Annotated in this window: 21 protein-coding genes; 10 read left to right on the top strand and 11 right to left on the bottom strand. The window is 71.7% G+C overall.

What is annotated here, in order from left to right; translation table 11 throughout:
• Positions 1–19 precede the first annotated feature (19 nt).
• Positions 20–1654, bottom strand: a complete 1635-nt coding sequence (locus O7635_RS04295; protein ID WP_278079107.1) for an ABC transporter substrate-binding protein — start codon at positions 1652–1654, stop codon at positions 20–22.
• 502 nt (positions 1655–2156) lie between these two features.
• Between O7635_RS04295 and O7635_RS04290 the strand changes: the two genes are divergently transcribed.
• Positions 2157–3206 carry a peptidoglycan DD-metalloendopeptidase family protein gene (locus O7635_RS04290; protein ID WP_278079106.1) on the top strand — a complete coding sequence of 350 codons (1050 nt, stop codon included), beginning with the start codon at positions 2157–2159 and terminating at the stop codon, positions 3204–3206.
• Between the two features lie 69 nt (positions 3207–3275).
• Positions 3276–4226 (top strand): malate dehydrogenase, encoded by a 951-nt coding sequence (gene mdh / locus O7635_RS04285; RefSeq protein WP_278079105.1) that lies wholly within the window; start codon positions 3276–3278, stop codon positions 4224–4226.
• Here the strand turns inward: mdh and O7635_RS04280 are convergent.
• Positions 4223–4873 (bottom strand): MBL fold metallo-hydrolase, encoded by a 651-nt coding sequence (locus tag O7635_RS04280; protein ID WP_278079104.1) that lies wholly within the window; start codon positions 4871–4873, stop codon positions 4223–4225. The two genes, mdh and O7635_RS04280, sit on opposite strands and share 4 nt — an antisense overlap.
• A gap of 240 nt (positions 4874–5113) precedes the next feature.
• Here O7635_RS04280 and O7635_RS04275 point away from each other — a divergent pair, with 240 nt between their 5' ends.
• The gene (locus O7635_RS04275; RefSeq protein ID WP_278079103.1) at positions 5114–6331 is read left to right on the top strand and encodes an NADP-dependent isocitrate dehydrogenase; all 1218 of its coding nucleotides are present in this window, start codon (positions 5114–5116) and stop codon (positions 6329–6331) included.
• Positions 6332–6358: 27 nt separating this feature from the next.
• On the opposite strand, the gene O7635_RS04270 is transcribed toward O7635_RS04275, so the two are convergent.
• A complete protein-coding gene (locus tag O7635_RS04270; protein WP_278079102.1) occupies positions 6359–7030 on the bottom strand; it encodes a helix-turn-helix domain-containing protein in 672 nt (223 codons plus the stop codon).
• Between the two features lie 109 nt (positions 7031–7139).
• On the opposite strand from O7635_RS04270, the gene O7635_RS04265 reads away from it, so the two are divergent.
• From O7635_RS04265 to O7635_RS04255, 3 genes are all read left to right on the top strand, one after another.
• Positions 7140–7940: a methyltransferase domain-containing protein gene (locus O7635_RS04265; RefSeq protein WP_278079101.1), complete on the top strand. Its 801-nt coding sequence runs from the start codon at positions 7140–7142 to the stop codon at positions 7938–7940.
• Positions 7937–8542 carry a pentapeptide repeat-containing protein gene (locus tag O7635_RS04260; RefSeq protein WP_278079100.1) on the top strand — a complete coding sequence of 202 codons (606 nt, stop codon included), beginning with the start codon at positions 7937–7939 and terminating at the stop codon, positions 8540–8542. The genes O7635_RS04265 and O7635_RS04260 overlap by 4 nt, the downstream gene beginning before the upstream one ends.
• Before the next feature lie 86 nt (positions 8543–8628).
• On the top strand, positions 8629–10098 hold the full coding sequence (locus tag O7635_RS04255; RefSeq protein ID WP_278079099.1) for a metallophosphoesterase: 1470 nt from the start codon (positions 8629–8631) through the stop codon (positions 10096–10098).
• On the opposite strand, the gene O7635_RS04250 is transcribed toward O7635_RS04255, so the two are convergent.
• On the bottom strand, positions 10095–11117 hold the full coding sequence (locus tag O7635_RS04250) for an aldo/keto reductase (RefSeq protein ID WP_278079098.1): 1023 nt from the start codon (positions 11115–11117) through the stop codon (positions 10095–10097). The genes O7635_RS04255 and O7635_RS04250 overlap by 4 nt on opposite strands.
• 136 nt (positions 11118–11253) lie before the next feature.
• Here O7635_RS04250 and O7635_RS04245 point away from each other — a divergent pair, with 136 nt between their 5' ends.
• Together O7635_RS04245 and O7635_RS04240 are read left to right on the top strand one after the other, a co-directional pair.
• Positions 11254–12468 carry an MFS transporter gene (locus tag O7635_RS04245; protein WP_278079097.1) on the top strand — a complete coding sequence of 405 codons (1215 nt, stop codon included), beginning with the start codon at positions 11254–11256 and terminating at the stop codon, positions 12466–12468.
• Positions 12465–13076, top strand: a complete 612-nt coding sequence (locus O7635_RS04240) for an RraA family protein (RefSeq protein WP_278079096.1) — start codon at positions 12465–12467, stop codon at positions 13074–13076. Before O7635_RS04245 ends, O7635_RS04240 begins: the two co-directional genes overlap by 4 nt.
• A 5-nt stretch (positions 13077–13081) precedes the next feature.
• Here the strand turns inward: O7635_RS04240 and O7635_RS04235 are convergent, their stop codons facing one another.
• Together O7635_RS04235 and O7635_RS04230 are read right to left on the bottom strand one after the other, a co-directional pair.
• Positions 13082–13465: a PPOX class F420-dependent oxidoreductase gene (locus O7635_RS04235; protein ID WP_278079095.1), complete on the bottom strand. Its 384-nt coding sequence runs from the start codon at positions 13463–13465 to the stop codon at positions 13082–13084.
• A 13-nt stretch (positions 13466–13478) separates the two neighbouring features.
• Positions 13479–14072 (bottom strand): dihydrofolate reductase family protein, encoded by a 594-nt coding sequence (locus O7635_RS04230; protein WP_278079094.1) that lies wholly within the window; start codon positions 14070–14072, stop codon positions 13479–13481.
• Positions 14073–14131: 59 nt separating this feature from the next.
• Between O7635_RS04230 and O7635_RS04225 the strand changes: the two genes are divergently transcribed.
• Positions 14132–14584, top strand: a complete 453-nt coding sequence (locus O7635_RS04225) for a helix-turn-helix domain-containing protein (protein ID WP_278079093.1) — start codon at positions 14132–14134, stop codon at positions 14582–14584.
• Positions 14585–14993: 409 nt separating this feature from the next.
• On the opposite strand, the gene O7635_RS04220 is transcribed toward O7635_RS04225, so the two are convergent.
• From O7635_RS04220 to O7635_RS04205, 4 genes are read right to left on the bottom strand one after another with little or no spacing between them, the layout of a single operon-like run.
• Positions 14994–16223, bottom strand: a complete 1230-nt coding sequence (locus O7635_RS04220; protein ID WP_278079092.1) for a hypothetical protein — start codon at positions 16221–16223, stop codon at positions 14994–14996.
• Positions 16220–17020 carry an alpha/beta hydrolase gene (locus tag O7635_RS04215; RefSeq protein ID WP_278079091.1) on the bottom strand — a complete coding sequence of 267 codons (801 nt, stop codon included), beginning with the start codon at positions 17018–17020 and terminating at the stop codon, positions 16220–16222. Before O7635_RS04215 ends, O7635_RS04220 begins: the two co-directional genes overlap by 4 nt.
• 31 nt (positions 17021–17051) lie before the next feature.
• Positions 17052–17969 carry a glycosyltransferase family A protein gene (locus O7635_RS04210; protein ID WP_278079090.1) on the bottom strand — a complete coding sequence of 306 codons (918 nt, stop codon included), beginning with the start codon at positions 17967–17969 and terminating at the stop codon, positions 17052–17054.
• Positions 17966–18913 (bottom strand): sulfotransferase domain-containing protein, encoded by a 948-nt coding sequence (locus tag O7635_RS04205; protein WP_278079089.1) that lies wholly within the window; start codon positions 18911–18913, stop codon positions 17966–17968. The genes O7635_RS04210 and O7635_RS04205 overlap by 4 nt, the downstream gene beginning before the upstream one ends.
• Before the next feature lie 83 nt (positions 18914–18996).
• Between O7635_RS04205 and O7635_RS04200 the strand changes: the two genes are divergently transcribed.
• Positions 18997–19734 (top strand): WecB/TagA/CpsF family glycosyltransferase, encoded by a 738-nt coding sequence (locus O7635_RS04200; RefSeq protein ID WP_278079088.1) that lies wholly within the window; start codon positions 18997–18999, stop codon positions 19732–19734.
• Here O7635_RS04200 and O7635_RS04195 read toward each other — a convergent pair.
• The gene (locus tag O7635_RS04195) at positions 19731–20189 is read right to left on the bottom strand and encodes a hypothetical protein (protein ID WP_278079087.1); all 459 of its coding nucleotides are present in this window, start codon (positions 20187–20189) and stop codon (positions 19731–19733) included. The genes O7635_RS04200 and O7635_RS04195 overlap by 4 nt on opposite strands.
• Positions 20190–20233: the final 44 nt, after the last annotated feature.

The raw sequence follows: 20233 nt of genomic DNA, 5'->3' as shown, positions 1-20233 counted from the left end.
GGTCGTGCCGGGCGCCAGCTCAGCCGAGCACCTCGATCTGGTCGAGGTCGATCCGGCTGAACAGGTCGACCACGACGTTCTGCACGCGGGTCGAGTAGCCGTAGTTGTTCTGCGCGAAGCGCAGCGGGATCACCGGCAACTCCTGGGCGAGAATGTCCTCGGCCGCCTGATATTTGGCGATCGACTCGTCCGGCGACTTGGCGGACGCGCCCTCCTCGACCAACTTGTCGAACTGGGCGTTGCTGTAGCCGTAGTAGTTCGACGAACCGCTGGTGCTGTAGAGCGGGCCGAGGTAGCTCTCCATCGACGGGTAGTCCATGATCCAGCCGAGCCGGAAGATGCCGACCGGCGTCCGCTCCTCGACCTTGGTCAGCAGGTCGGCGATCTTCGCCTCCGGCACCGTGGTGCACTCGACGCCGAGGTTGGCGTTGAGCTGGTTGCAGGTGGCGTCGATCCAGTCCTTGTGCGGACCGTCGGAGTTGTAGGACAGCTGCAACTTCTTCGGGCCGCCGTTCGCGTCGTAGAGCTGCTTGGCCTTGGCCGCGTCGAACTCGCAGGCCTCGCCGCAGGTGTTCTCGCGGTAACCCGCGACCACCGGCGAGACGAACGATCGGGCCGACTGCTGGGAGCCCTTGAACACCGACCGCACGATCTCGTCACGGTCGATCGCCATCGAGATCGCCTTGCGCACCTCGGGCTTCGAGAACTCGGCCTCGTAGGTGGGGAAGGCGAGGAACTGGAACTGCGAGGCGGAGCTGCGCTGGAAGCGGTCGCCGAGGTCGTCGGGCGCGGTGGGGATGCTCTCGGTCGGGATCTGCGGGATCACGTCGAGGTTGTCGGAGAGCACGTCCGCGTACGCCGCGCTGGGCTGGAGGTAGATCCGGAACTCGACGCCGCCGACCTTGGGCTTGGTGCCCGGGTAGGCGTCGTACTTGGCCACCTCGACCTTGGCGTCGTGGTCCCACTTGCCGTTCATCATGAACGGGCCGTTGCCGATCGGGGCGCTCTCGAAGTCTTCCTTGAGCACGCCGGGAGAGGCGAACGCGGCGTTGGGCAGCGGGTAGAACGCGCTGTAGCCGAGCATGGTCTCGAACTCGGTGAAGGGCTCGGCGAGCGAGACCTGGAAGGTGAGATCGTCGACCTTCTTGAGGCCGCTCATCGTCTCGGCCTTCGGCGCCGGCGCCTTCTTCGGGCCCTCCGGGCCGTCCTCGTCCTTGGACTGGGTGTTGGACCAGCCGGCGATCCGGCTGAAGAAGTAGCCGTTGTTCTGGCCGTTCGGGCCGTAGGCGGCGTAGTTCCAGGCGTTGACGTAGTTGTCGGCGGTTACCTTCTCGCCGTTGTGGAACGTGTAGCCGTCCTTGAGCTTGATGGTCCAAACCTTGTGGTCGTCGGACGACTCGATCGAGGCGGCCGCGTCGGGGACGGGCTTGAAGTCCTTGTCGTAGCTCACCAAGGGGGCGAACAGCGCCGAGAGCACCTGGATGCCGCTGGCGTCATTGGTGTTGGCCGGCGTGAGGTGCTGCGGTTCGGCGATCTGGATGCTGACCACGCCGGTGGGGTCGACCTTCGCCTGGTCACCGCTGTTGCATCCGACCAGACCGGCGGTGATGGCCAGCGGAACGACGGTTCCGGCGATCAGCCTGCGAACCTGCATGGAGCCTCCTTGGTGGCACTTGCTCGCGCGCGCGGGTCGACGCGCCACCGGTCGGGTGACGCAGTGCAACGACGGCAAAGGTAAGTCAATGGACTCCCTCAGCCCAAACCGGCGGGTCACGGCGGGGTCACGACGCGGTCCGCAAGTGTTGCGGGTCAAGCTCTTCGTCTGTTGTGGAGCGGCCACGCAGCGCAAGGTCACGAGGGTGGCCGGGGAAAATTATGCCTCAGGTTCCGGAACGAAACGGCCCGTCCCTCAGACCGATATGTCGGAAATGGAGGGTGGGTTCGGCGAGCGCGCGACTACCCACTGTGACTAGTGGCCGAACGGGCTGCCGGACCGGCGATCGGCGTGGCGACGTGACCGAGATGCCCGAATTTCCGATTATCGGGGTATGCGACTCCGTATCGCAATAGCCGCATCTGCCGTCCTAACCGCATTGATCGGATCTGCCGGAGTCGCGCCCGCGCACGCCGGCCCCAAAGACGATCTCATCCAGGTCGTGCGCCAGATTCTGCTAGCCCGCAGCCGGGCGGCCGCACCCGACCCTCAGGTGAACCTCGCCAAGCGGACCACCGGCACGTGGGGCTTCGGCACCGCGGTGCTGCCGGCGCCCGCGACCGCCGGCGCGTACCCCGACGGTTGGCTCTTCATCGCCTACCGCGACCGGCGCGGCTGGACCGCGGCGCTGGAGGGCGAGCCCACGTTCGCGGACCTGGCCGCGCGCTCGCCGATCCTGAGCGCCGACGAGAAGCGGGCCTTCGGCGTCAACCGCAACCGGGCCGAGGCGACGGCGCTCGACCGGCGCACCGGCCTGCGGCTGCCCTACGCCCTCGGCCAGACGTGGCGGCTCACCGGCGGGCCGCACCAGATGAGCGGCACGATCCGCAGCTCGATCGATCTGGCCGGTGGTGACGGGCGGGTGCTGGCGGCGCGCGGTGGGCTCGCGTACACGATGTGCTCGTCCGGCCGGGGTTGGCTGCGGGTCATCCACGACCGTGGGTTCGCCACCGACTACTACCACCTGTCCGGCAACATCGCGGCCAGCGGCAAGAAGGTCGACGAGGGCACGTTCCTCGGCAACATCGGCAACGACGTCTCCTGCGGCGGCTCGTCGACGGGCGCGCACGTGCACTTCTCGCTGCGCTACAAGAACAAGTACATCGCGATCGACAAGTTCAACGTCGGCAAGTGGGCGATCCGGCAGACCGCCGCCAACTACGCGGGGTACGCGCTACACGGCTCGAAGCGGGTCAACGTCGGTGGCGGCCTCTACAACTACGGCAAGCTCGGGTTCCGCCAGGGCGTCGTCGACACCAACGGCAGCACGAAGGTCAACCGCCGGCGGGGTCCGGGCACCAACTACGCCACCGTCGGGCAGACGGCGGACGGCGCGACGGTCGACATCGTGTGCTCGGCCCGCGGCACCACGCACACCGGCCGCGACGGCTACCGGACGAACCAGTGGGACAAGCTCTCCGACGGCAGCTGGGTCAGCAACGCGTTCCTCTGGACCGGCCGCAGTGACCCGCTGAACGGCTGGTGCCCCTAGGTCCGGTCGGCCCGCTGCGCGCTGATACGGTCGCGGGAAATCTGCCGGTAACAGGGAGTTGAGGCGACCATGGGCAAGAAGGTCACCGTCGTCGGTGCCGGTTTCTACGGCTCGACGACGGCGCAGCGGCTGGCCGAGTACGACGTCTTCGAGACCGTCGTGCTCACGGACATCATCGAGGGCAAGCCTGAGGGTCTCGCCCTCGACATGAACCAGTCCCGGCCGATCGAGGGCTTCGAGACGCAGATCGTCGGCGTCACCACCGGCACCGACGGCTCCGGCTACGAGCAGATCGCCGGCTCGGACATCGTCGTGATCACCGCCGGCCTCCCCCGCAAGCCGGGCATGAGCCGGATGGACCTGCTGGAGACCAACGCCAAGATCGTGCGGGGCGTCTCGGAGCAGGTGGCCCGGCACGCGCCCGACGCCGTCGTGATCGTCGTGTCCAACCCGCTCGACGAGATGACCGCGCTGGCCCAGATCGCCACCGGCTTTCCCAAGAACCGGGTGCTCGGCCAGGCCGGCATGCTCGACACCGCCCGGTTCAGCAACTTCGTCGCCGAGACGCTGGCCGTGCCGGTCGGCACCGTCAAGACGCTGACCCTCGGCTCGCACGGCGACACGATGGTCCCGGTGCCGTCGCAGTGCACGGTCAACGGCAAGCCGCTGTCCGAGCTGTTGCCGGCCGACAAGATCGAGGAGCTCGTCGTCCGCACCCGCAACGGCGGCGCCGAGGTGGTCGCGCTGCTCAAGACCGGCTCGGCCTATTACGCCCCGTCGGCCGCGGCCGCCCGCATGGCGCGCGCCGTGGCCGAGGACAGCGGCGCGGTGCTGCCGGTCTGCGCCTGGGTCGACGGCGAGTACGGCATCTCCGGCGTCTATCTGGGCGTCGAGGCCGAGATCGGCGCCGGCGGCGTCAAGAAGGTCGTCGAGACCGACCTGACCGAGTCGGAGCGGGCCGCGCTGGGCGAGGCCGCCGAGGCCGTCCGGGCCAAGCAGGGCGACGTCGCCAACCTCTAGAGCGTTACGAAGGGGTCACCCAGGTGGGAAACCGCCAGGGTGGCCCCTTTTTCGCGGGCTTCCGCCAGCCGGGCGACCCGGGTCGTGCGGGCGAGATCCGGATCCATCTCGTGGGCATAAGCGGTCTCGGGCGCGACGAGTTGCACCGCGTGCACCAGCAGGTCGCCGGTGACCAGCACCGTGTCGGCGCCGTCCTCGAGCAGCACGGACTGGTGGCCGGGGGTGTGCCCCGGAGTGTGGATCACCCGCAACCCCGGCCCGAGCCGGTGGTCGCCGTCGACGGCGTCGAGCTGGCCGGCGGCCCGCAGCGGTTCGAGGGCGTAGGGGCCGGCCGGGGCCGCGTACTCCTCGATGGCCTTGATCTCGGTCTGCTGCATCAGGTAGCGCGCGTTGCGGAAGAACGGCTCGCCGGCCCGCACGGCCCAACCGATGTGGTCGGTGTGCAGGTGGGTGAGCACGACCGTGTCGACCTCGTCGGGGTGGATGCCGGCCTCGTCGAGCGAGGCGGGTAGTCGGCCCGGCACCGGCGCCCACGCGGCGGCGGGCGAGTCGGCCGGCCCGATGCCGGCGTCGACGAGCACGGTGCGGCGGCCGAGGCGGATCGCGAAGCAGCGGAAGCGCAGCAGCCAGTCGCCGCCCGCGGTCACCGAGGCCGGATCGGTTTCGTCGGCTTTGCGCCAAACATCCGGAGTTGCGGTGGGAAATGCCTTCGTTCGGGGCTCGAAGAAGGGACCTTCGCCATCAGGCAGGGCGATGATCGTGGCTTCTCCGACCTGGCGCTGGAGGGGCATCGCCCGATGGTCCCACGGTGAGGCCCGGCGCGACGGCCCCGCACCGCTGCAGTACGCTCGTACTGCTAACGAGAAGTCCGAGAGGAGCGCCGGCCGATGGCCAAGATCAAGGTAGCGAACCCGGTCGTCGAGCTCGACGGCGACGAGATGACCCGGATCATCTGGAAGCAGATCCGCGAGCAGCTGGTCCAGCCGTACCTCGATGTCGACCTCGAGTACTACGACCTGTCGATCCAGCACCGCGACGCGACCGACGACCAGGTCACCGTCGACGCGGCCAACGCGATCAAGCGGCACGGCGTCGGCGTGAAGTGCGCGACCATCACCCCCGACGAGGCGCGGGTCGAGGAGTTCGGCCTCAAGAAGATGTGGCGCTCGCCCAACGGCACGATCCGCAACATCCTCGGCGGCGTCGTGTTCCGCGAGCCCATCGTGATGTCCAACGTCCCCCGCCTGGTGCCCGGCTGGACCAAGCCGATCGTGATCGGCCGCCACGCCCACGGCGACCAGTACAAGGCAACCGACTTCGTGGTCCCCGGCCCGGGTCGCGTCACCATCACCTACACCCCGGCCGACGGCTCGGAGCCGATGGAGTTCGAGATCGCGGACTTCCCCGGCGGCGGCGTCGCGATGGGCATGTACAACTTCGACGAGTCGATCCGCGACTTCGCCCGGGCCTCGTTCCGCTACGGCCTGGAGCGCAACTACCCGGTCTACCTGTCGACCAAGAACACGATCCTCAAGGCGTACGACGGTCGGTTCAAGGACCTGTTCCAGGAGGTCTTCGACGCCGAGTTCAAGAACGAGTTCGCGGCCGCCGGCATCACCTACGAGCACCGCCTGATCGACGACATGGTCGCCGCGGCGCTCAAGTGGGAGGGCGGCTTCGTCTGGGCCGCCAAGAACTACGACGGCGACGTGCAGTCCGACACCGTGGCGCAGGGCTTCGGCTCGCTGGGCCTGATGACCTCGGTGCTGATGACCCCCGACGGCAAGACCGTCGAGGCCGAGGCCGCGCACGGCACCGTCACCCGGCACTACCGGCAGTGGCAGAAGGGCGAGAAGACCTCGACGAACCCGATCGCGTCGATCTTCGCCTGGACCCGCGGCCTGGCCCACCGGGGCAAGGTCGACAACACGCCGGCGGTCACCGAGTTCGCCAACAAGCTCGAGCAGGTCTGCATCGAGACCGTCGAGGGCGGCCAGATGACCAAGGACCTGGCCCTGCTGATCTCGCGGGACGCCCCGTGGCTGACCACCGACGAGTTCATGAACGCGCTCGACGAGAACCTGGCCCGCAAGCTCGGAGCCTGACCGCTTCTCCTCCGGGGCCCACTCGCGCTAGGCGCGGGTGGGCCCTTTCGTCGCGTACGGGTTCAGCCGCCCCCACGCGCGAAGCTGCTCGACCAGCCAGCGCGGCCCGCTGACCGACATGCCACCGCCGCGCTGGGCGGTCGAGAGCGCGATCTCACCGGCGTACCAGCGGACCAGGGTCGCGGTGTCGGCGCTGACGAGGCCGTCGACCGGGAATCCCGGCGAGCGCGCGCAGACCTCGTTGCCGGTGCGCGACAGGACGAGCCAGAAGCGGTCGGGTGCCCGGCGGTCCCGGACGTGGAACTCGACGACGATCCGGAGCCGCGGCAGGGTCGCCGGCGCGATGAGGCGCGCGATCGTCCAGAGGGCGAGGTAGGGGTCCTGGTCGGCCGGGACGGCCGAACGCCAGCGGTGCCCCCACGCCCCCAGCGCGATCGCGACGTCGGCCAGGTCCCGGCCGCTCTCCGTCAGCCGATAGCTGGTCGCCCGGCCGGTGGTCACGCGGCTCACCACGCCCGCGTGTTCGAGCGCGCGGAGGCGCTGGGACAGCACGCTGCGCGGCAGGCCGGGCGCGCCGTCGAGGATCTCGTTGTAGCGGGCGCAGCCGAGGTGCAGGTTGCGGATGATGATGGGCGTCCAGCGCTCGGCGAACACCTCGGCCGCCAGCGCGATCGGGCAGTACTGGCCGTAGCTGCGCATCTGCCCACCATCCCGGGCGCGGCGGCGGGAGCGGAAGTCCGTTCTTCGTACCTCGGTGGTCCAGAATTCGCACTTTCTGGGCCGGAGCCGGAAGCGCTGTGCTGGGCCCATGACCTACGCGCTGTCGGCCGAGGCGGCCGAGTTCTACGAGTCGACGTTCGTGCCGGCGTTGTTCGCCGAGTGGGCCGAGCGGGCGGTCGCGGGCCTGGCGCCCGGGCGGTCGGTGCTCGACGTGGCCTGTGGCACCGGGGTGGTGGCCCGCGCCGCCGCGGACCGCGGTTGCACTGTGGTCGGTCTGGACGCGAACCCCGCGATGCTCGCGGTCGCCAGGCGACTCCGCCCCGACCTGAGCTGGCGGCTCGGTGACGCGTGCGCGCTCCCGTTCGCGGCGGGCACGTTCGACGTGGCCGTGTCGCAGGCGGGCCTGATGTTCTTCGGCGACCCGGTGGCGGCGCTGCGCGAGATGGGGCGGGTGGCCGGCCGGGTGGTGGTCCAGGTGCCGGGGCGGCTCGCGGCCAGCGCCGGTTACCGGGCCCTGGCCGAGGTGGTGGGGCGGCATGCGGGCCCGGCGGCGAGCGAGCTGCTGAACGGGTACTTCAGCGTCGGCGAGCCGGCCCACCTCTTCCGCCTGTTCACCCGGGCCGGGCTGCTCGTCGACCGCTTCCGGTCGTGGACGAGCGCGACCCGGCTGGACTCCCTCGACACGTTCCTGGCGGCCGAGCTGCTCCCGCTGGCGGACGCCGTCGACCACCGGACGCGGCGCGCGATCGTCGACGAGTGCCGGACCGCGCTCGCCGGGTTCGTCAGCCCGAGCGGCGCCGTGGCCGCCCCGATCGAGGTGCACCTCGCGACCGCACGCGCGTTGCCGGGTGTGCGGGGCGGCGGACCGGTTGGCATGCTGTCGGGGTGATCGAAGCGGGTGCGACATATGCCGGGGAGCGGTTCGCGGTCGAGGACTGGGCCCTCGACGAGCTGGAACGGGTCACCTTCGAGGGCTGCGCCTTCGACGACGTCGACCTCACCGAGGCGGAGCTGACCGGCTGCCAGTTCATCGAGTGCGACCTGTCGATGGTCAAGCTCAGCAGCGCGGTGCTGACCCGGTGCGCCCTGCTGCGCTGCACGATCCGCAAGTCGCCGTTCTTCAACGCGCGGCTCGACGACTGCAAGCTGACCGGCACGACGTTCGACGACTGCGACCTGCGCCCCCTGACGGTCACGGGCGGCGACTGGTCGTTCGTCGTCGCCCGCGGCGCGAAGCTCAGCGGCGTGGCCCTGGCCGGCGTGAAGCTGCGCGGCGCCGAATTCACCGACGCGGACCTGACCCGCTGCGACCTGCGCGGCGCCGACCTGAACGGCGCCACCCTGCGGCACGCGGCCCTGAAGGACGCCGACCTGCGCGGCGCCGACCTGCGCGAGATCCACCTCGACGAGGTCGAGCTGAAAGGCGTCCGCATCGACCTGGCCCAGGCCGCCCTGGTCGCCTCCTGCTACGGCGCCGTCGTCGAGGCCTGACGGCTGCGTGTCGCCGGCCCGGCGAATGTGGACAAAGCGGGTGTCGCTGCCTCATCGGCGGTGTCCATCCTGGAATGATCCGCGGCGTGGATCTGAGGCTTGGAGGGCGGATCGCGGTCGCGGTGGCGCTCGTATTCGCGGCGGTTCTCACGGCGGCGCCGGGTGCGACGGCCAGGCCGGACGTGGTCGCGGACGGGTACGGGCCGCCGAACCTGCCCAACCCGACCGCCTGGGCGTGGACCCAGCTCGTGCCCGGTGGCGCGCAGATCCGGTACGTCACGCCCGGCACCGACTGCCCGTTCCTCGAGTTCACCGTCGGCGGGCAGCCGGTGCGGCGCAGCATGGTGCGGTCGAGCGTCGTGGGCGCGTACCCCAGCACCGCCACCGTCTGCAGTCGCATGGTGGAGGCCGGCGCCACCGCCGCGCGGGTCGACCCGCAGACCACGCAGGGCATCCGGATCCGGCCGACCGCCAACGGGACCGTGCCGCTGCCCGACTGGAGCCTGCCCGGCGCGACCAAGCCGCGGCCCGAGAACATCGCGCTGCTCGGTGACAGCGGTTGCCGCATCCCGCAGTCGGGGCCGATGCAGCGGTGCACGGCGTCGGGCTGGCCGTTCCGGCAGGTGTCGGGCAACGCCGCCCGCCGGCCGGTCCGGCCCGACCTCGCGATCCACGTCGGCGACTACCTCTACCGGTCGTCGCCGTCCCGGCAGCCGCGGCCGCTGTGTGGCGCGCAGGGCCTGGGCAACAACGCCCACACCTGGGGCTGCCTGGTCACCGACTTCTTCGAGCCGGCCGAAGAGCTGCTGGCCGAGACGCCGTTCGTGTTCGTCCGGGGCAACCACGAGAACTGCGGCCGGGCCGGTGCGGTGTGGTTCCGCTACCTCGCGACGACGCCGAGCGCGACCGCCTGCGACGCTCCGAACCCCGAGGACTACACGCCGCCTGCCCGGATCAACGCCGGCACGCTCGGGCTGCTGCTGATGGACACGTCCTGCGCGGCCGACGAGGAGAACCCGCCGAGCTGCGACCACGCCGGGCTGGTCGGGCGCTACACCGCGCAGTTCAACGAGATCAACAACAGTCTCGTACGCGACGGCGACAACTTCCTGCTCAGCCACAGCCCCCTGTGGACGGTGAACGGCCGTACGCCGAACGACAATCCAGAGTGGATCGACCAGAACCTCGACACGGCGCTGGCCGCGAGCACGCTGGGCCGGCTCGACCGGCGGGTCACCTTCGTGCTGTCCGGGCACGTGCACCTCTACCAGATGCTGGCGGTCGACAGCGCGCCTGCGACCCGGCGTCCGCCGCAGCTGACCGTCGGCTCGTCGGGGACGACGCTGGACCCGCAGACGTGGGTCGACGCCCAACTGATCGGCAAGCCGGTCGACAACCTGCCGATCGCGCAGCTGGTCACCCGGCGCGAGTGGGGCTACGCGGTGCTCCGTGACCTCACCACGACCTGGAACGTCCGCTTCTTCGACCGCACCGGCGACCGCGTCAACGGCACCGACTGCGACCTCGTCGGCACGACGTTCCCCGCCTGCCGTTAGGGAATGCGGCGGGCCTGCTGGTCGACGCCGGCGCGGCCGTAGGGGTAGTCCGCCACCCGCGGCGCGCTCGCCTCGTCGAGGCGGGCCCGCTCGGCCGGGTCGAGGACGAGGTCGCCGGCCGTCAGGTTGTCGTCGAGCTGCGCGGTGGTCCGGGCGCCGAGGATCACCGAGGTGACCGCCGGCGCGTCGGCGAGCCAGGCCAGCGCGACGGCCGCCATCGAGGCGCCGCGGGCCTCGGCGATCTCGCGCACCGCGTCGACCACCTGCCAGGTCTGCTCGGAGCCGTTACGACCGGCGTACGCCTCGACGCCCCGATTCGGGTTCTCGCCCAGCCGGGTGGCGCCGGTGGGGGTCTCGTCGCGGCGGTACTTGCCGGTCAGCCAGCCACCGCCCAGCGGCGACCAGGGCAGGATGCCGACGCCCTCGTTGAGGCAGACCGGCACGACCTCGTGCTCGATGTCGCGGGCCAGCAGGTTGTATTGCGGCTGCACGGTGACGATCGGCGCCAGCCCGCCGAACCGGGCCAGCAGCACCGCCTTCTGCAGCTGCCACCCGACGAAGTTGCTGACACCGACATAACGGATCTTGCCCGCGCGTACGGCGTCGTCGAAGAAGCGCAGCGTCTCCTCGATCGGGGTCTGCGGGTCCCAGGCGTGTGCCTGGTAGAGGTCGATCGTGTCGACGCCGAGCCGGGCCAGGCTGGCGTCGAGGGCCCGCGAGAGGTGCACGCGCGACAGGCCGGCGTCGTTGGCGCCGTCGCCCATCGGGAAACGGCCCTTGGTCGCGATCACCAGGCGGTCACGCGCGCCGGACCGGTCGCGCAACCAGCGACCGATGATCTGCTCGGAGACGCCGCGGGAGTAGACGTCGGCGGTGTCCAGGAACGTCCCGCCGGCCTCGACGAACCGGTCTAGCTGGGCGTGGGAGCCGGCCTCGTCGGTCTCGTTGCCGAACGTCATCGTGCCGAGGCACAGCGTCGACACGACGGTCCCCGTGGACCCGAGCCTGCGGTAGCGCATGCCGACCTCCAACTGATCATGAAGCGCGCGCCCCAATCTAACCTGAGGCCGACTCACCTGCATGATCGGCCCGTACGGCGTCGTGCCGGGGACCTCGCTATTGCAAACCGTACGTACGTACTGTTAAATCGGTCGCGTGCTGCTTCCTCCGTCGGGCGCGCCGCGTGTCCTGATGTTCGCGACGTTCGTCAACACCTTCGGCAACGGCGCCTACCTGGCCACGGCGGCGCTCTTCCTCACGCGCTCGGTCGGTCTGACCGCCGGGCAGGTGGCGGCCGGGTTGAGCGCCGGCGCGCTGGCGGGGATCGCGCTGGCCACCCCGATGGGCGCGCTTGCCGACCGGTGGGGGCCGCGGCGGGTCGCGGTCGCGGCGCTGGTCACGCTCGCCTGCTGCTTCGCGGGACTCACCCTCGTGCACCACCTCTGGTCGTACGTCGTGGTGGCCTGCGTGGTGGCGGTGGGCGACGCGACCGTCCGGGCGGCGACCGGCGCGCTGATCGCCGGGGCGGTGCCGCCGGCGCAGCGGGTGCGGACGCGTGCGTTCGTCCGCTCGACCAACAACGCCGGCATCGCGCTCGGCACCGCGGTCGCCGCCGGGCCGCTGCTGCTCGACAGCCGGGCGGGCTATCTCGCGGTGCTGTGGGGCAACGCCGTCACCTATCTGCTCGCCGCCGCCGTGTTCACCCGGGTCGGCGTGGTGGCGCGGGTCGCCCGCCCGGCCGCCGGGCCGCGTCTGGTCGCCCTGCGGGACCGCCCGTTCGTGGCCTTCGCGCTGGTGGACGGTCTGGTCGCCGCGCTCTACAACGGCCTGCTGGCGTTGGCGCTGCCGCTGTGGCTGGTCAGCCGTACCCACGCGCCCGCGGCCCTGGTGTCGGCCGCCCTGCTGGTCAACACGATCGGGTGCGTCACGCTGCAGGTCTGGGCGTCCCGCGGCACGGACACCGCCGTGGCGGCGGTGCCGGTGAGTCGCCGCGGCGCCCTGGTGGTGGCGGCGTCGTGTGTCCTGTTCGGATTGACCGCCGGCCGCGGCGCCCGGGTGGCCGGCGTGCTCGTCCTGGGCGCGGCGGCCGTGCACGTGCTGGGTGAGCTGTGGCTGTCGAGCGCGACCTTCGCCGTGGCCTTCGACCTCGCGCCGGACTGGGCGCAAGGTCAATATCAGGGTGCCCTGCAGACGGGCCGCCAGATCGGCAACATGCTGGCGCCGCCGCTGCTGACCGCGCTGGTCATAGGCTGGGGTGGTCCGGGTTGGCTCGGCCTCTCCGCTGTCTTCGCGGGCGCCGCCGTCGCCTATCCACCCATCGTCCGCTGGGCCCTGCGCCGGCGCGTGCCTTCCTGGGGGTTGCAGAGTTGACCGAGTTCGCCGCCATTCCGACCACGACCCTCGCCGACCTGCTCGACCGGGCCCAGGTGATGGATTTCGGAATCCGCCCACTGTGGACTCCGGTGCCGCGGATCGCCGGGCCGGCCTTCACCGTGCGCTGCCCCGCGGGCGACAACCTGATGCTGCACGCCGCCATCCACCGCGCGCCGGCCGGGTCGGTGGTCGTGGTCCGGGCCGGCGACCTCGACTACGCCGTGGCCGGCGGCAACGTGTGCGCGGTGGCGCAGCGCCGGGGCATCGCCGGGTTCGTGGTCGACGGGCTGATCCGTGACCTGGCCGAGGTGCGGGAGATGGGCTTCCCGGTGTACGCGCGCGGCGTCATCCCCAAGCCCGGCGTCAAGAAGGCGGTGGCGCCGCTCGACGAGCCCGTCGACTGCGCGGGGGTGCGCGTCCTGTCCGGCGACATCGTCGTGGCCGACGAGGAGGGGGTGGTGGTGGTGCCTGGTGGTCGCCGGGACGCCGTGCTCGACGACGCGCGCGCCAAGCTCGCCGCCGAGGCGGAGGAGTCGCTGGACGAGTGGGAAGCCGCCCACCGCGCCCGCATCGACGCGATCCTGCGGGACAACGGCGTCGGCTGACCGGCTCAGCTCATCCCGACCCGCTGGTGCTCGACGGCGATGCGGGCGACGACCCGTTCGGGACCGCGTTCGTACGGGCTGCCGATGTATTTCATGGCCAACCGGTCGATGATCTCCCAGGCTTCGTCGCCCTCGACCCATTCGACGACGCGGCCGCGGATGACGACCGGCTCGAACGGGTTGTCGGTCGGGGTCAGCGAGATCGCCACGCGCGGGTCGCGGCGCAGGTTGCGGGCCTTGCGCGAGCCGGGGCCGGTGAGGACGACGATGTGGTCGCCGTCGGTGCCGACCCAGACGGGAACGGAGTGCGGCGCGCCGTCGGGCAGCACGGTGGCGAGGTGGGCGACCGCGGTGCTGTCGAGCACGCGGCGTACGTCCTGATCGAGCATCTGTTTGTCTCCTTCAGTCTCGCTCGACGGCGTAGTGGAGGTGGGTGACACCGGGCGCCGGCACGGCCTCGACCAGGCGGAGGCGCACGTGCGCGGGAAGCGACTGGAAGAAGGGGCGGCCGCCGCCGAGCAGGATGGGCACCTGATGGAGGACCACCTCGTCGACGAGCCCGGCCCGCAGCGCCTCGGTCACGACGCCGCCGCCCATGAGCCCGACGTCCTTGCCTCCGGCGGCCTCGCGCGCAGCGGCGATCGCGCTCGCGATGTCGGTGGCGAAGGTCTGGTTGGGGTGGCGCGCGGGCGCCGGTCGGTGGCTGAGGACGACCAGCGGGGCGGTCGGGTGTGGACCGCCGCCGGTGGCCCAACCGGAGTCGTCATAGGTGTTGCGCCCGGCGACGATCGCCCCGACCCGCGCGGCGAGCGCGTCGAAGACCCGCGCGCTGGGCTCGCTCAGCCGGAAGCCGTCGAAGACGTGGCTGGGTGTGTCGCCGTCGAAGTACCAGTCGAAGAGCATCGTGCCGTCACCCAGGCCCCGCCCGGCGCCGGGATCGCGCCCCGTGACGTAGCCGTCGACCGACACCGCATGCCCGCTGATCACCTTGCTCATGCTTGCGACGTTAGCACTTGGAGTTCCCTAAGGGAACTTCAGTCGGCTAGACTGGCGACATGCAGCGCACGAACTTCGGCGACATGGCGTGCTCGATCGCCCGCACCCTCGACGTGATCGGCGAGCCCTGGTCGCCCCTGATCCTGCGCGACGTGTGGGCCGGCATCACGCGCTTCGAACAGATCCAGGCGGACCTCGGCATCTCCCGAAAGGTGCTGACCGAGCGGCTCAACCATCTGGTCGAGCGGGGGGTGCTGGAGCGGCGGCCCTACGACCGCCGGCCACGCTTCGAGTACGTCCTGACCGACAAGGGCGCCGACCTGGTCGAGGTCTTGATGGCGATGGCCCGGTGGGGCGACACGTGGCTGGCCGGCGAAGCCGGCCCACCGGTCCTCTACCGGCACCACGCCTGCGGCGAGATCAGCCGAGCGGGCCTGCGCTGCACCCACTGCGGCGAACCGATGCACGCCCACGACGTCGACCTGCTGCCAGGCCCAGGCGCGGCCGCCTGACCTGGGGCGGCGGGCGCCCGATCGACCGTGGCCACCGCGCCGCCGGGATCCGGGCCGCCGACCCGAAGACGGGCAGCGTCAGAGCGACGCTGAGCCCTGGCTGCCGATCCGAAGGCGGCCGGCGGCAGGGCGAGATTGAACCGCGGGTGCCGACCGGAAGGTGGCCGGCGTCAGAGCGACGTGAGGCCTGGCTGTCGATCCGGAGGCGGCCGGCGGCAGGGCGAGGTTGAACCGCGGGTGCCGACCGGAAGGTGGCCGGCGGCAGGGCCGCCTTCAACCGCGAGTGGCGACCGGGGGTGGCTGGCTGCGGCGCGACGTTGAACCGCGGGTGGCGACCGGAAGCTGGCTGGTGGAAGCCCGACGTTGACCACTGGCTGCCCCGCCGGAACGGCGGGAGTCGCTGGGGAGCTCAGCCTGGCGTGGTGAGGTGCCAGATCGTGCCGTCAGGGGTGTCACGCAGCTCGACGCCGGCCGCCGCCAGCCGGTCGCGGACCGCGTCCGAGGTCGCGTAGTCGTGGTTGAGCCGGGCCTGCGCCCGCAGCTCGACCAAAGCCGACACGAACGGGCCCACCGATTCCGCGGGGTCCGCGGCGCCGCGCCGGGCCAGTTCGCCCAGCCGGACCACCATGCCGCGCAGGATCGAGCGTGGGTGGTCGGCGCCGTCGTTGGTCTCGGTGTCGCCCGACCAGTCGACGATCGCCTGCTCCAGCTCGAGCATCGTCGCCACGCAGGTGTCGACGTCGCGGGCCGCCAGCGCGGCCGCGAAGGCGGCGTCGAGCTCGTCGGCCGCCCCGCGCAGTGACGGCGCAGCCACGACCGGCGCCGCCACGTCCGCGGGTGGAGCGGGAGGCGCCGCCGACGGGCCCGCGGCCAGGTCGCCGAACGACAGCACCGAGCCGGCCGGGAACACCGCGCTCACGCCCGAGCGGCGCAGGGTCAGCACCCCGTTGCCCGACACGGTGGCCGTCTTGGCGTCGAGGTCGAAGACCACGGCGGTGTGCTCGTCGACCCCGATGATCAGCTGGCCCGGCGGTAGCAAGGCTTCCAAATAGGACAATCGCTCGGCGCCCAGGTAGCAGAACCGGGTGTCGTGGTTGCCGCCCTCGGCGTTGTCGTAGTGCGGGATCAGCACCGCCGGGAAGCCGATCGCCGCCTCGATCAGGTTGAGACCGTCGGCCCAGTGCGGCGCGATGCCGGCCTTGTAGATCTCGTAGACCGGCACTGTGTGGGTGCCCAAGGTCAGGGCTGCCGCGCTGGCGAACAGGACCACGCCCGCCCGGGTCAGCTTGTCGGCCAACAGCTCGGGGATCGCGGTGTCGCGCCACTGGCGCAGCGTGTAGGTCGGGCTGCCCGGGCCCGCGAACACCCAGCCCGCCTCCCGCAGCTCCGCCAGGGCCCGCTCCCGCGTGACCGGGTCGTCCGGTGGCTGCCGCCAGGAGACCACCGACACCGCGCGGCCCACGCTCTGGTCGAAGTAGCGCACCGCGCGGGCCGAGATGTCGTCGGCGTTGGACTGGAAGCCGTAGGGGGTGTCGAGCAGGACGGCGGGGCCACCGGACCGCGCGAACACCGCCCGGTGCGGCTTGACCATCGTCGGCGCCGTCTCGCCCGAGCCCATCACCACCAGCAGCCGGCTCATGGTGAGACCAACGTGAGCAGGTCGGCGGCCACCCGGTCGGGCTGCTGCGCGTGCAGGTCGTGGTCGCCACCGACGTAGCGCCGCACGCGCGCGGACGGGATGGCCGCCGAGGCCCCGTCGACGCTGGACCCGCCGGCCGGCATCAACAGCACCGGCATCGTCAGCGCCGGGAACCACTGGCGCGGCGGGTGATCCCACATGCTGCGCAGGATCTCCATGTGGCGCTCGACCGGCAGTCGCCGTGACAACCGGCCGGCGGCGTCGACCCGCAGGTTGGCCAGCGTCGCCTCGACCGCCTCGGCGGACCAGTCGGGATGCCCCGAACGCAGGCGGGCCCGCAGGTCGTCGACGAGGGACCCGTCGATTGCCGGCGGGCGCAGTGCCGAAGCGCACGCCGACCAGGAGCTGAACGAGGCGGGCAGGTCGATCCAGCCGCCGTCGACCAGAGCCAACGCCCGCACGAGGGACGGATGCCGCGCGGCCAGCTCGACCACGACGTTGCCGCCCCAGGACTGGCCGGCCACGACGGGCCGGTCGAGGCCGAGCGACGAGATCACCGTGGACAGGTCGGCGGCCGCGGTCGCGGTGTCGAAGCCGTGGTCGGGCAGGTCGGACTCGCCGTGGCCGCGCAGGTCGACGGCGTAGGAGGGGTGGCCGGCCGCGGCCAGCGCAGCGGCCACGCCGTCCCAGAGCCGGGCGTTGGACGCCAGGCCGTGCACGAGCAGGAACGCGGGCGCCGCCGGGCCCGCCGTGTGTCGCACGTTGAGCCCGACGCCGTCGGCAACCGCAACCTTCACGCGCCGAGGGTAGCCACACCCACCGACAGAATCAGATCCCCCGGCCGTACCGGTGCAGGGTGGACAACACGTTCTCCATCTTCACCGCGCCCGTCATGGCCGCGACCGCGATTGCCGTGCGGGGCTCGCGCCAGTTGGCCCGCACGGCCTCGCGGGTCCACTTCCAGGCCTCGGCCCGGTTGCCGGAGGCCGCGTTCCAGCACGCGAGCTGGCCGTAGACCCGAGCCGCGCCGGGCGGGCACCCGCGGATCTCCGGATGTCGCTCCATCATCCAGCGCAGGGACGAGATCTTGGTCTGATACTCGTACGCGTAATGGGAACTGCGCCCCCAGAGCACCCGCACGAGCGGCTCGTCGACGTGCACGATGGGGTGCCGGCGCGCGGCCCGCAGCAGCAGGTCCCAGTCCTCGTTCTGCGAGCCGGGCGCGTCCTCGGCCACCAGCCCGATCCGGTCGGACTCGACCAGCGCCGAGCGCCGCATCAGGAACGTCGACGAGTGCAGCATCGCCATCCGCGAACGCGCGAGCTCGGCCACCCCGACCGAGGCCATGCCGGCCAGCCGCGGCGTCACCCGGCCCTGGAACGAGACGGCGATCGCGCACGTGGCGAACTCCGCCGAGGAGGCCAGCAGCGCCGGCACCTGGACCCGCAGCTTGTCCGGCGCCCACTGGTCGTCGTCGTCGCAGAACGCGACCAGATCGGTGTCGAGGGCGAGGATCCCGCTGTTGCGGGTGCCGGCCAGGCCGGGCGTGCGCCAGTTGGAGATGACCAGCACGGGTACGCCGTCCGTGGTGGCCAACAGCAGGTCCGGCTCGGTCTGGTCGAACGCCACCACGACGCGCAGCGGTCCGGGATAGTCCTGGGCCCGCACCGCCGCCAGCGCCGCCCGCAGCAGTTCGGGCCGGTTCCGGGTCGGGATCACCACCCCGACCGACGGCCACCGGGTCATCGCGTGCTCCCGCGGGACACCATGACCGGATAGCCGTACGCGCGCAGCAGGGGCGCACAGACGGCGCCGACCAGCCGGCGGTCGGTGGCGGGCAGCCCGCGCATCCAGCCGTCGTCGCGGCGCAGCGGGATCCGGCCGACCCGGAAGCGCATCGGGTTGCCGGCCGCGCTGTGCCCGACGCCCAGATCGGCGTGCGACTCGGTGAGGAAGTCCAGATCGGACTCGCCGAGCCGCAGGCCGGTGAAGTCGGCCAGTTCCGTGAGTCCAGCCCGCGGGTCGGCGACGAACTGCTCGTAGCGGACCCGCAGCAGCGGCACACCTCGCCGGGCGAGGAGGCCGAACGCGGCGTTGTGGGCGTTCCACAGCATGGCCGAGCGGCCGGGGGAGTAGCGGGTCATCTCGCTCTCGCCGTCGCTCTCGGGGCGCTGCACCACCTTGGTCCAGCTGTGCGCGACGCCGCGCGGGTCGCGGACCACGTGCGCCACCCGCAGGTCGAGGCTGCTCGACCAGCGCAGGCAGTGGGCCAGCGCGCTGTGCTTGGACGAGTCGACGAGCACCGTCGCGCCGGTCACCTCGGCCGCGGCGCGGTAGACGGCGGTGTAGTAGCCGGCGTACTCCTGCACCTGCGCCCGGTAGTCGTCCGGTAGGCGGGGCGAGGCGAGCCGCGGGATGTGCCGCGTCCGTTCGACCGCGGCCTGGAGTGCCAGCACCCGGTAGACGTCGACGTTGGCCCAGCCGCCGAACGCGATCTCGCCGACCCGGGTCCAGAACGCGCACCCGGAGAACCGCTCGCCGCAGCCGCACCGCTCGTCGGAGCGGATGTCGCGTTGCCAGAGGTGCACGACCTCGCCGAGCGCGCAGACCCCGGGCAGCTCGCCGAGCAGCCGTTCGACCAGCGTGGTGCCGCTGCGGCCCAGCCCGCCGACGAAGAGTAGCCGTGCCACTTTTACCCACCTTCGCTCGTTTCACACACATAACGAGCGGGAGAGCCGAAGTGTCGCTTCATTACGGATTTGCCCGAGTTCACTTGGACGGCTCGCGCCTCCACCTGATCACCGAACGCCGGGTGGTCACCGTGGTGCGGCGGGCCCTGGCGCGCGGGCACGGCGGGCGGATCCTCACGCCCAACGTCGACATCGTGCGCCAGGCCAGAGTCTGCCCGGAGGTGCAGTCGTTCCTCGATGACGCAACGCTCGTGGTCGCCGACGGGATGCCACTCGTCTGGGCGAGCCGGCTGACGGGGACCCCGTTGCCCGAGCGGGTGGCCGGGTCGAGTCTCATCTGGTCGCTCTCGGCGGGGCTCGCCACCGACCGCCGTTCGGTGTTCGTGCTCGGCGGCGACTCACCGGCCATCGCCGAGCAGGCGGCCGACCGGCTGACCGCGCAGTGCCCCGGCCTGGCCGTCGCCGGCCACCTCTCGCCGCCGTTCGGCTTCGACGCGGACCCTCTGGCCGTGGACGCCGCGGTCGAGACGGTGCGGACCGCCGCGCCCGACGTGGTCTTCGTCGGCATCGGGTTCCCCCGGCAGGAACGGCTGATCACCCGGCTGCGGGCCGCGCTGCCGAACGCCTGGTTCCTCGGTTGCGGCATGGCGGTCAACTTCGTGGCCGGCCAGCAGCACCGCGCTCCGGTGTGGATGCAGCGGGCCGGCCTGGAGTGGGCGCACCGCCTCAAGTGCGAACCACGCCGGCTGGCCCGCCGCTACCTGCGCCACGACGCCCCGTACGCCCTGCGTCTGCTCGCGGCGACGGCCGTCCGCCGCTAACCGGCGGGCCGGCGGGTCATCTCCATGATCCAGTTGGTCTCCCAGGTCTGTTCCCCGTCGGTCGAGAAGGCCTGGTCCCAGCGGGCCCGATCGTCGCCCTCGCGGGTCCACGTGTAGCGGCACCGGATCGCGACGCCCTCGTCGACGTCATCGCCGTAGAAGAGGCCCACGCCGTCGGTCCACCGCCCGGCGACCGGCGGCTGCAACAGGCCGTCCCGGCTGTTGAGCCACCAGATCGACCACTCGGCGCGGGCCGTGTCGTAGGACCGCACCGTGGCGCCCGAGAAGCCCTTCGTCGGGAAGGTGATCTCGTCGAAGCTGCCGTTGCCGCCGAAGAACGTGTGCGCCACGGTCACGCCCGGGAACTCGTCCCACTCGTCGCTGCCGACGTGCCGCTTGCGCAGGCGGCGGTTGACGACGTCCCACGTGCCGGAGAAGAAAGCGAAGTCACTCATGACCGCGACGCTAAGGGCTCTTCCCTGGCAGCTAGTGTCAGCGA

Origin of the sequence: Asanoa sp. WMMD1127, assembly GCF_029626225.1 — a bacterium.
Taxonomy (GTDB): Bacteria; Actinomycetota; Actinomycetes; order Mycobacteriales; family Micromonosporaceae; genus Asanoa.
This window is presented reverse-complemented; position numbering and strand designations above follow the sequence as displayed.

Coding starts and splice junctions, on each gene's coding strand:
- O7635_RS04295 (WP_278079107.1), bottom strand. CDS start 1,654: ATGCAGGTTCGCAGGCTGATCGCCGGAACCGTCGTTCCGCTGGCCATC.
- mdh (WP_278079105.1), top strand. CDS start 3,276: ATGGGCAAGAAGGTCACCGTCGTCGGTGCCGGTTTCTACGGCTCGACG.
- O7635_RS04275 (WP_278079103.1), top strand. CDS start 5,114: ATGGCCAAGATCAAGGTAGCGAACCCGGTCGTCGAGCTCGACGGCGAC.
- O7635_RS04270 (WP_278079102.1), bottom strand. CDS start 7,030: ATGCGCAGCTACGGCCAGTACTGCCCGATCGCGCTGGCGGCCGAGGTG.
- O7635_RS04265 (WP_278079101.1), top strand. CDS start 7,140: ATGACCTACGCGCTGTCGGCCGAGGCGGCCGAGTTCTACGAGTCGACG.
- O7635_RS04250 (WP_278079098.1), bottom strand. CDS start 11,117: ATGCGCTACCGCAGGCTCGGGTCCACGGGGACCGTCGTGTCGACGCTG.
- O7635_RS04235 (WP_278079095.1), bottom strand. CDS start 13,465: ATGCTCGATCAGGACGTACGCCGCGTGCTCGACAGCACCGCGGTCGCC.
- O7635_RS04230 (WP_278079094.1), bottom strand. CDS start 14,072: ATGAGCAAGGTGATCAGCGGGCATGCGGTGTCGGTCGACGGCTACGTC.
- O7635_RS04225 (WP_278079093.1), top strand. CDS start 14,132: ATGCAGCGCACGAACTTCGGCGACATGGCGTGCTCGATCGCCCGCACC.
- O7635_RS04220 (WP_278079092.1), bottom strand. CDS start 16,223: ATGAGCCGGCTGCTGGTGGTGATGGGCTCGGGCGAGACGGCGCCGACG.
- O7635_RS04210 (WP_278079090.1), bottom strand. CDS start 17,969: ATGACCCGGTGGCCGTCGGTCGGGGTGGTGATCCCGACCCGGAACCGG.
- O7635_RS04195 (WP_278079087.1), bottom strand. CDS start 20,189: ATGAGTGACTTCGCTTTCTTCTCCGGCACGTGGGACGTCGTCAACCGC.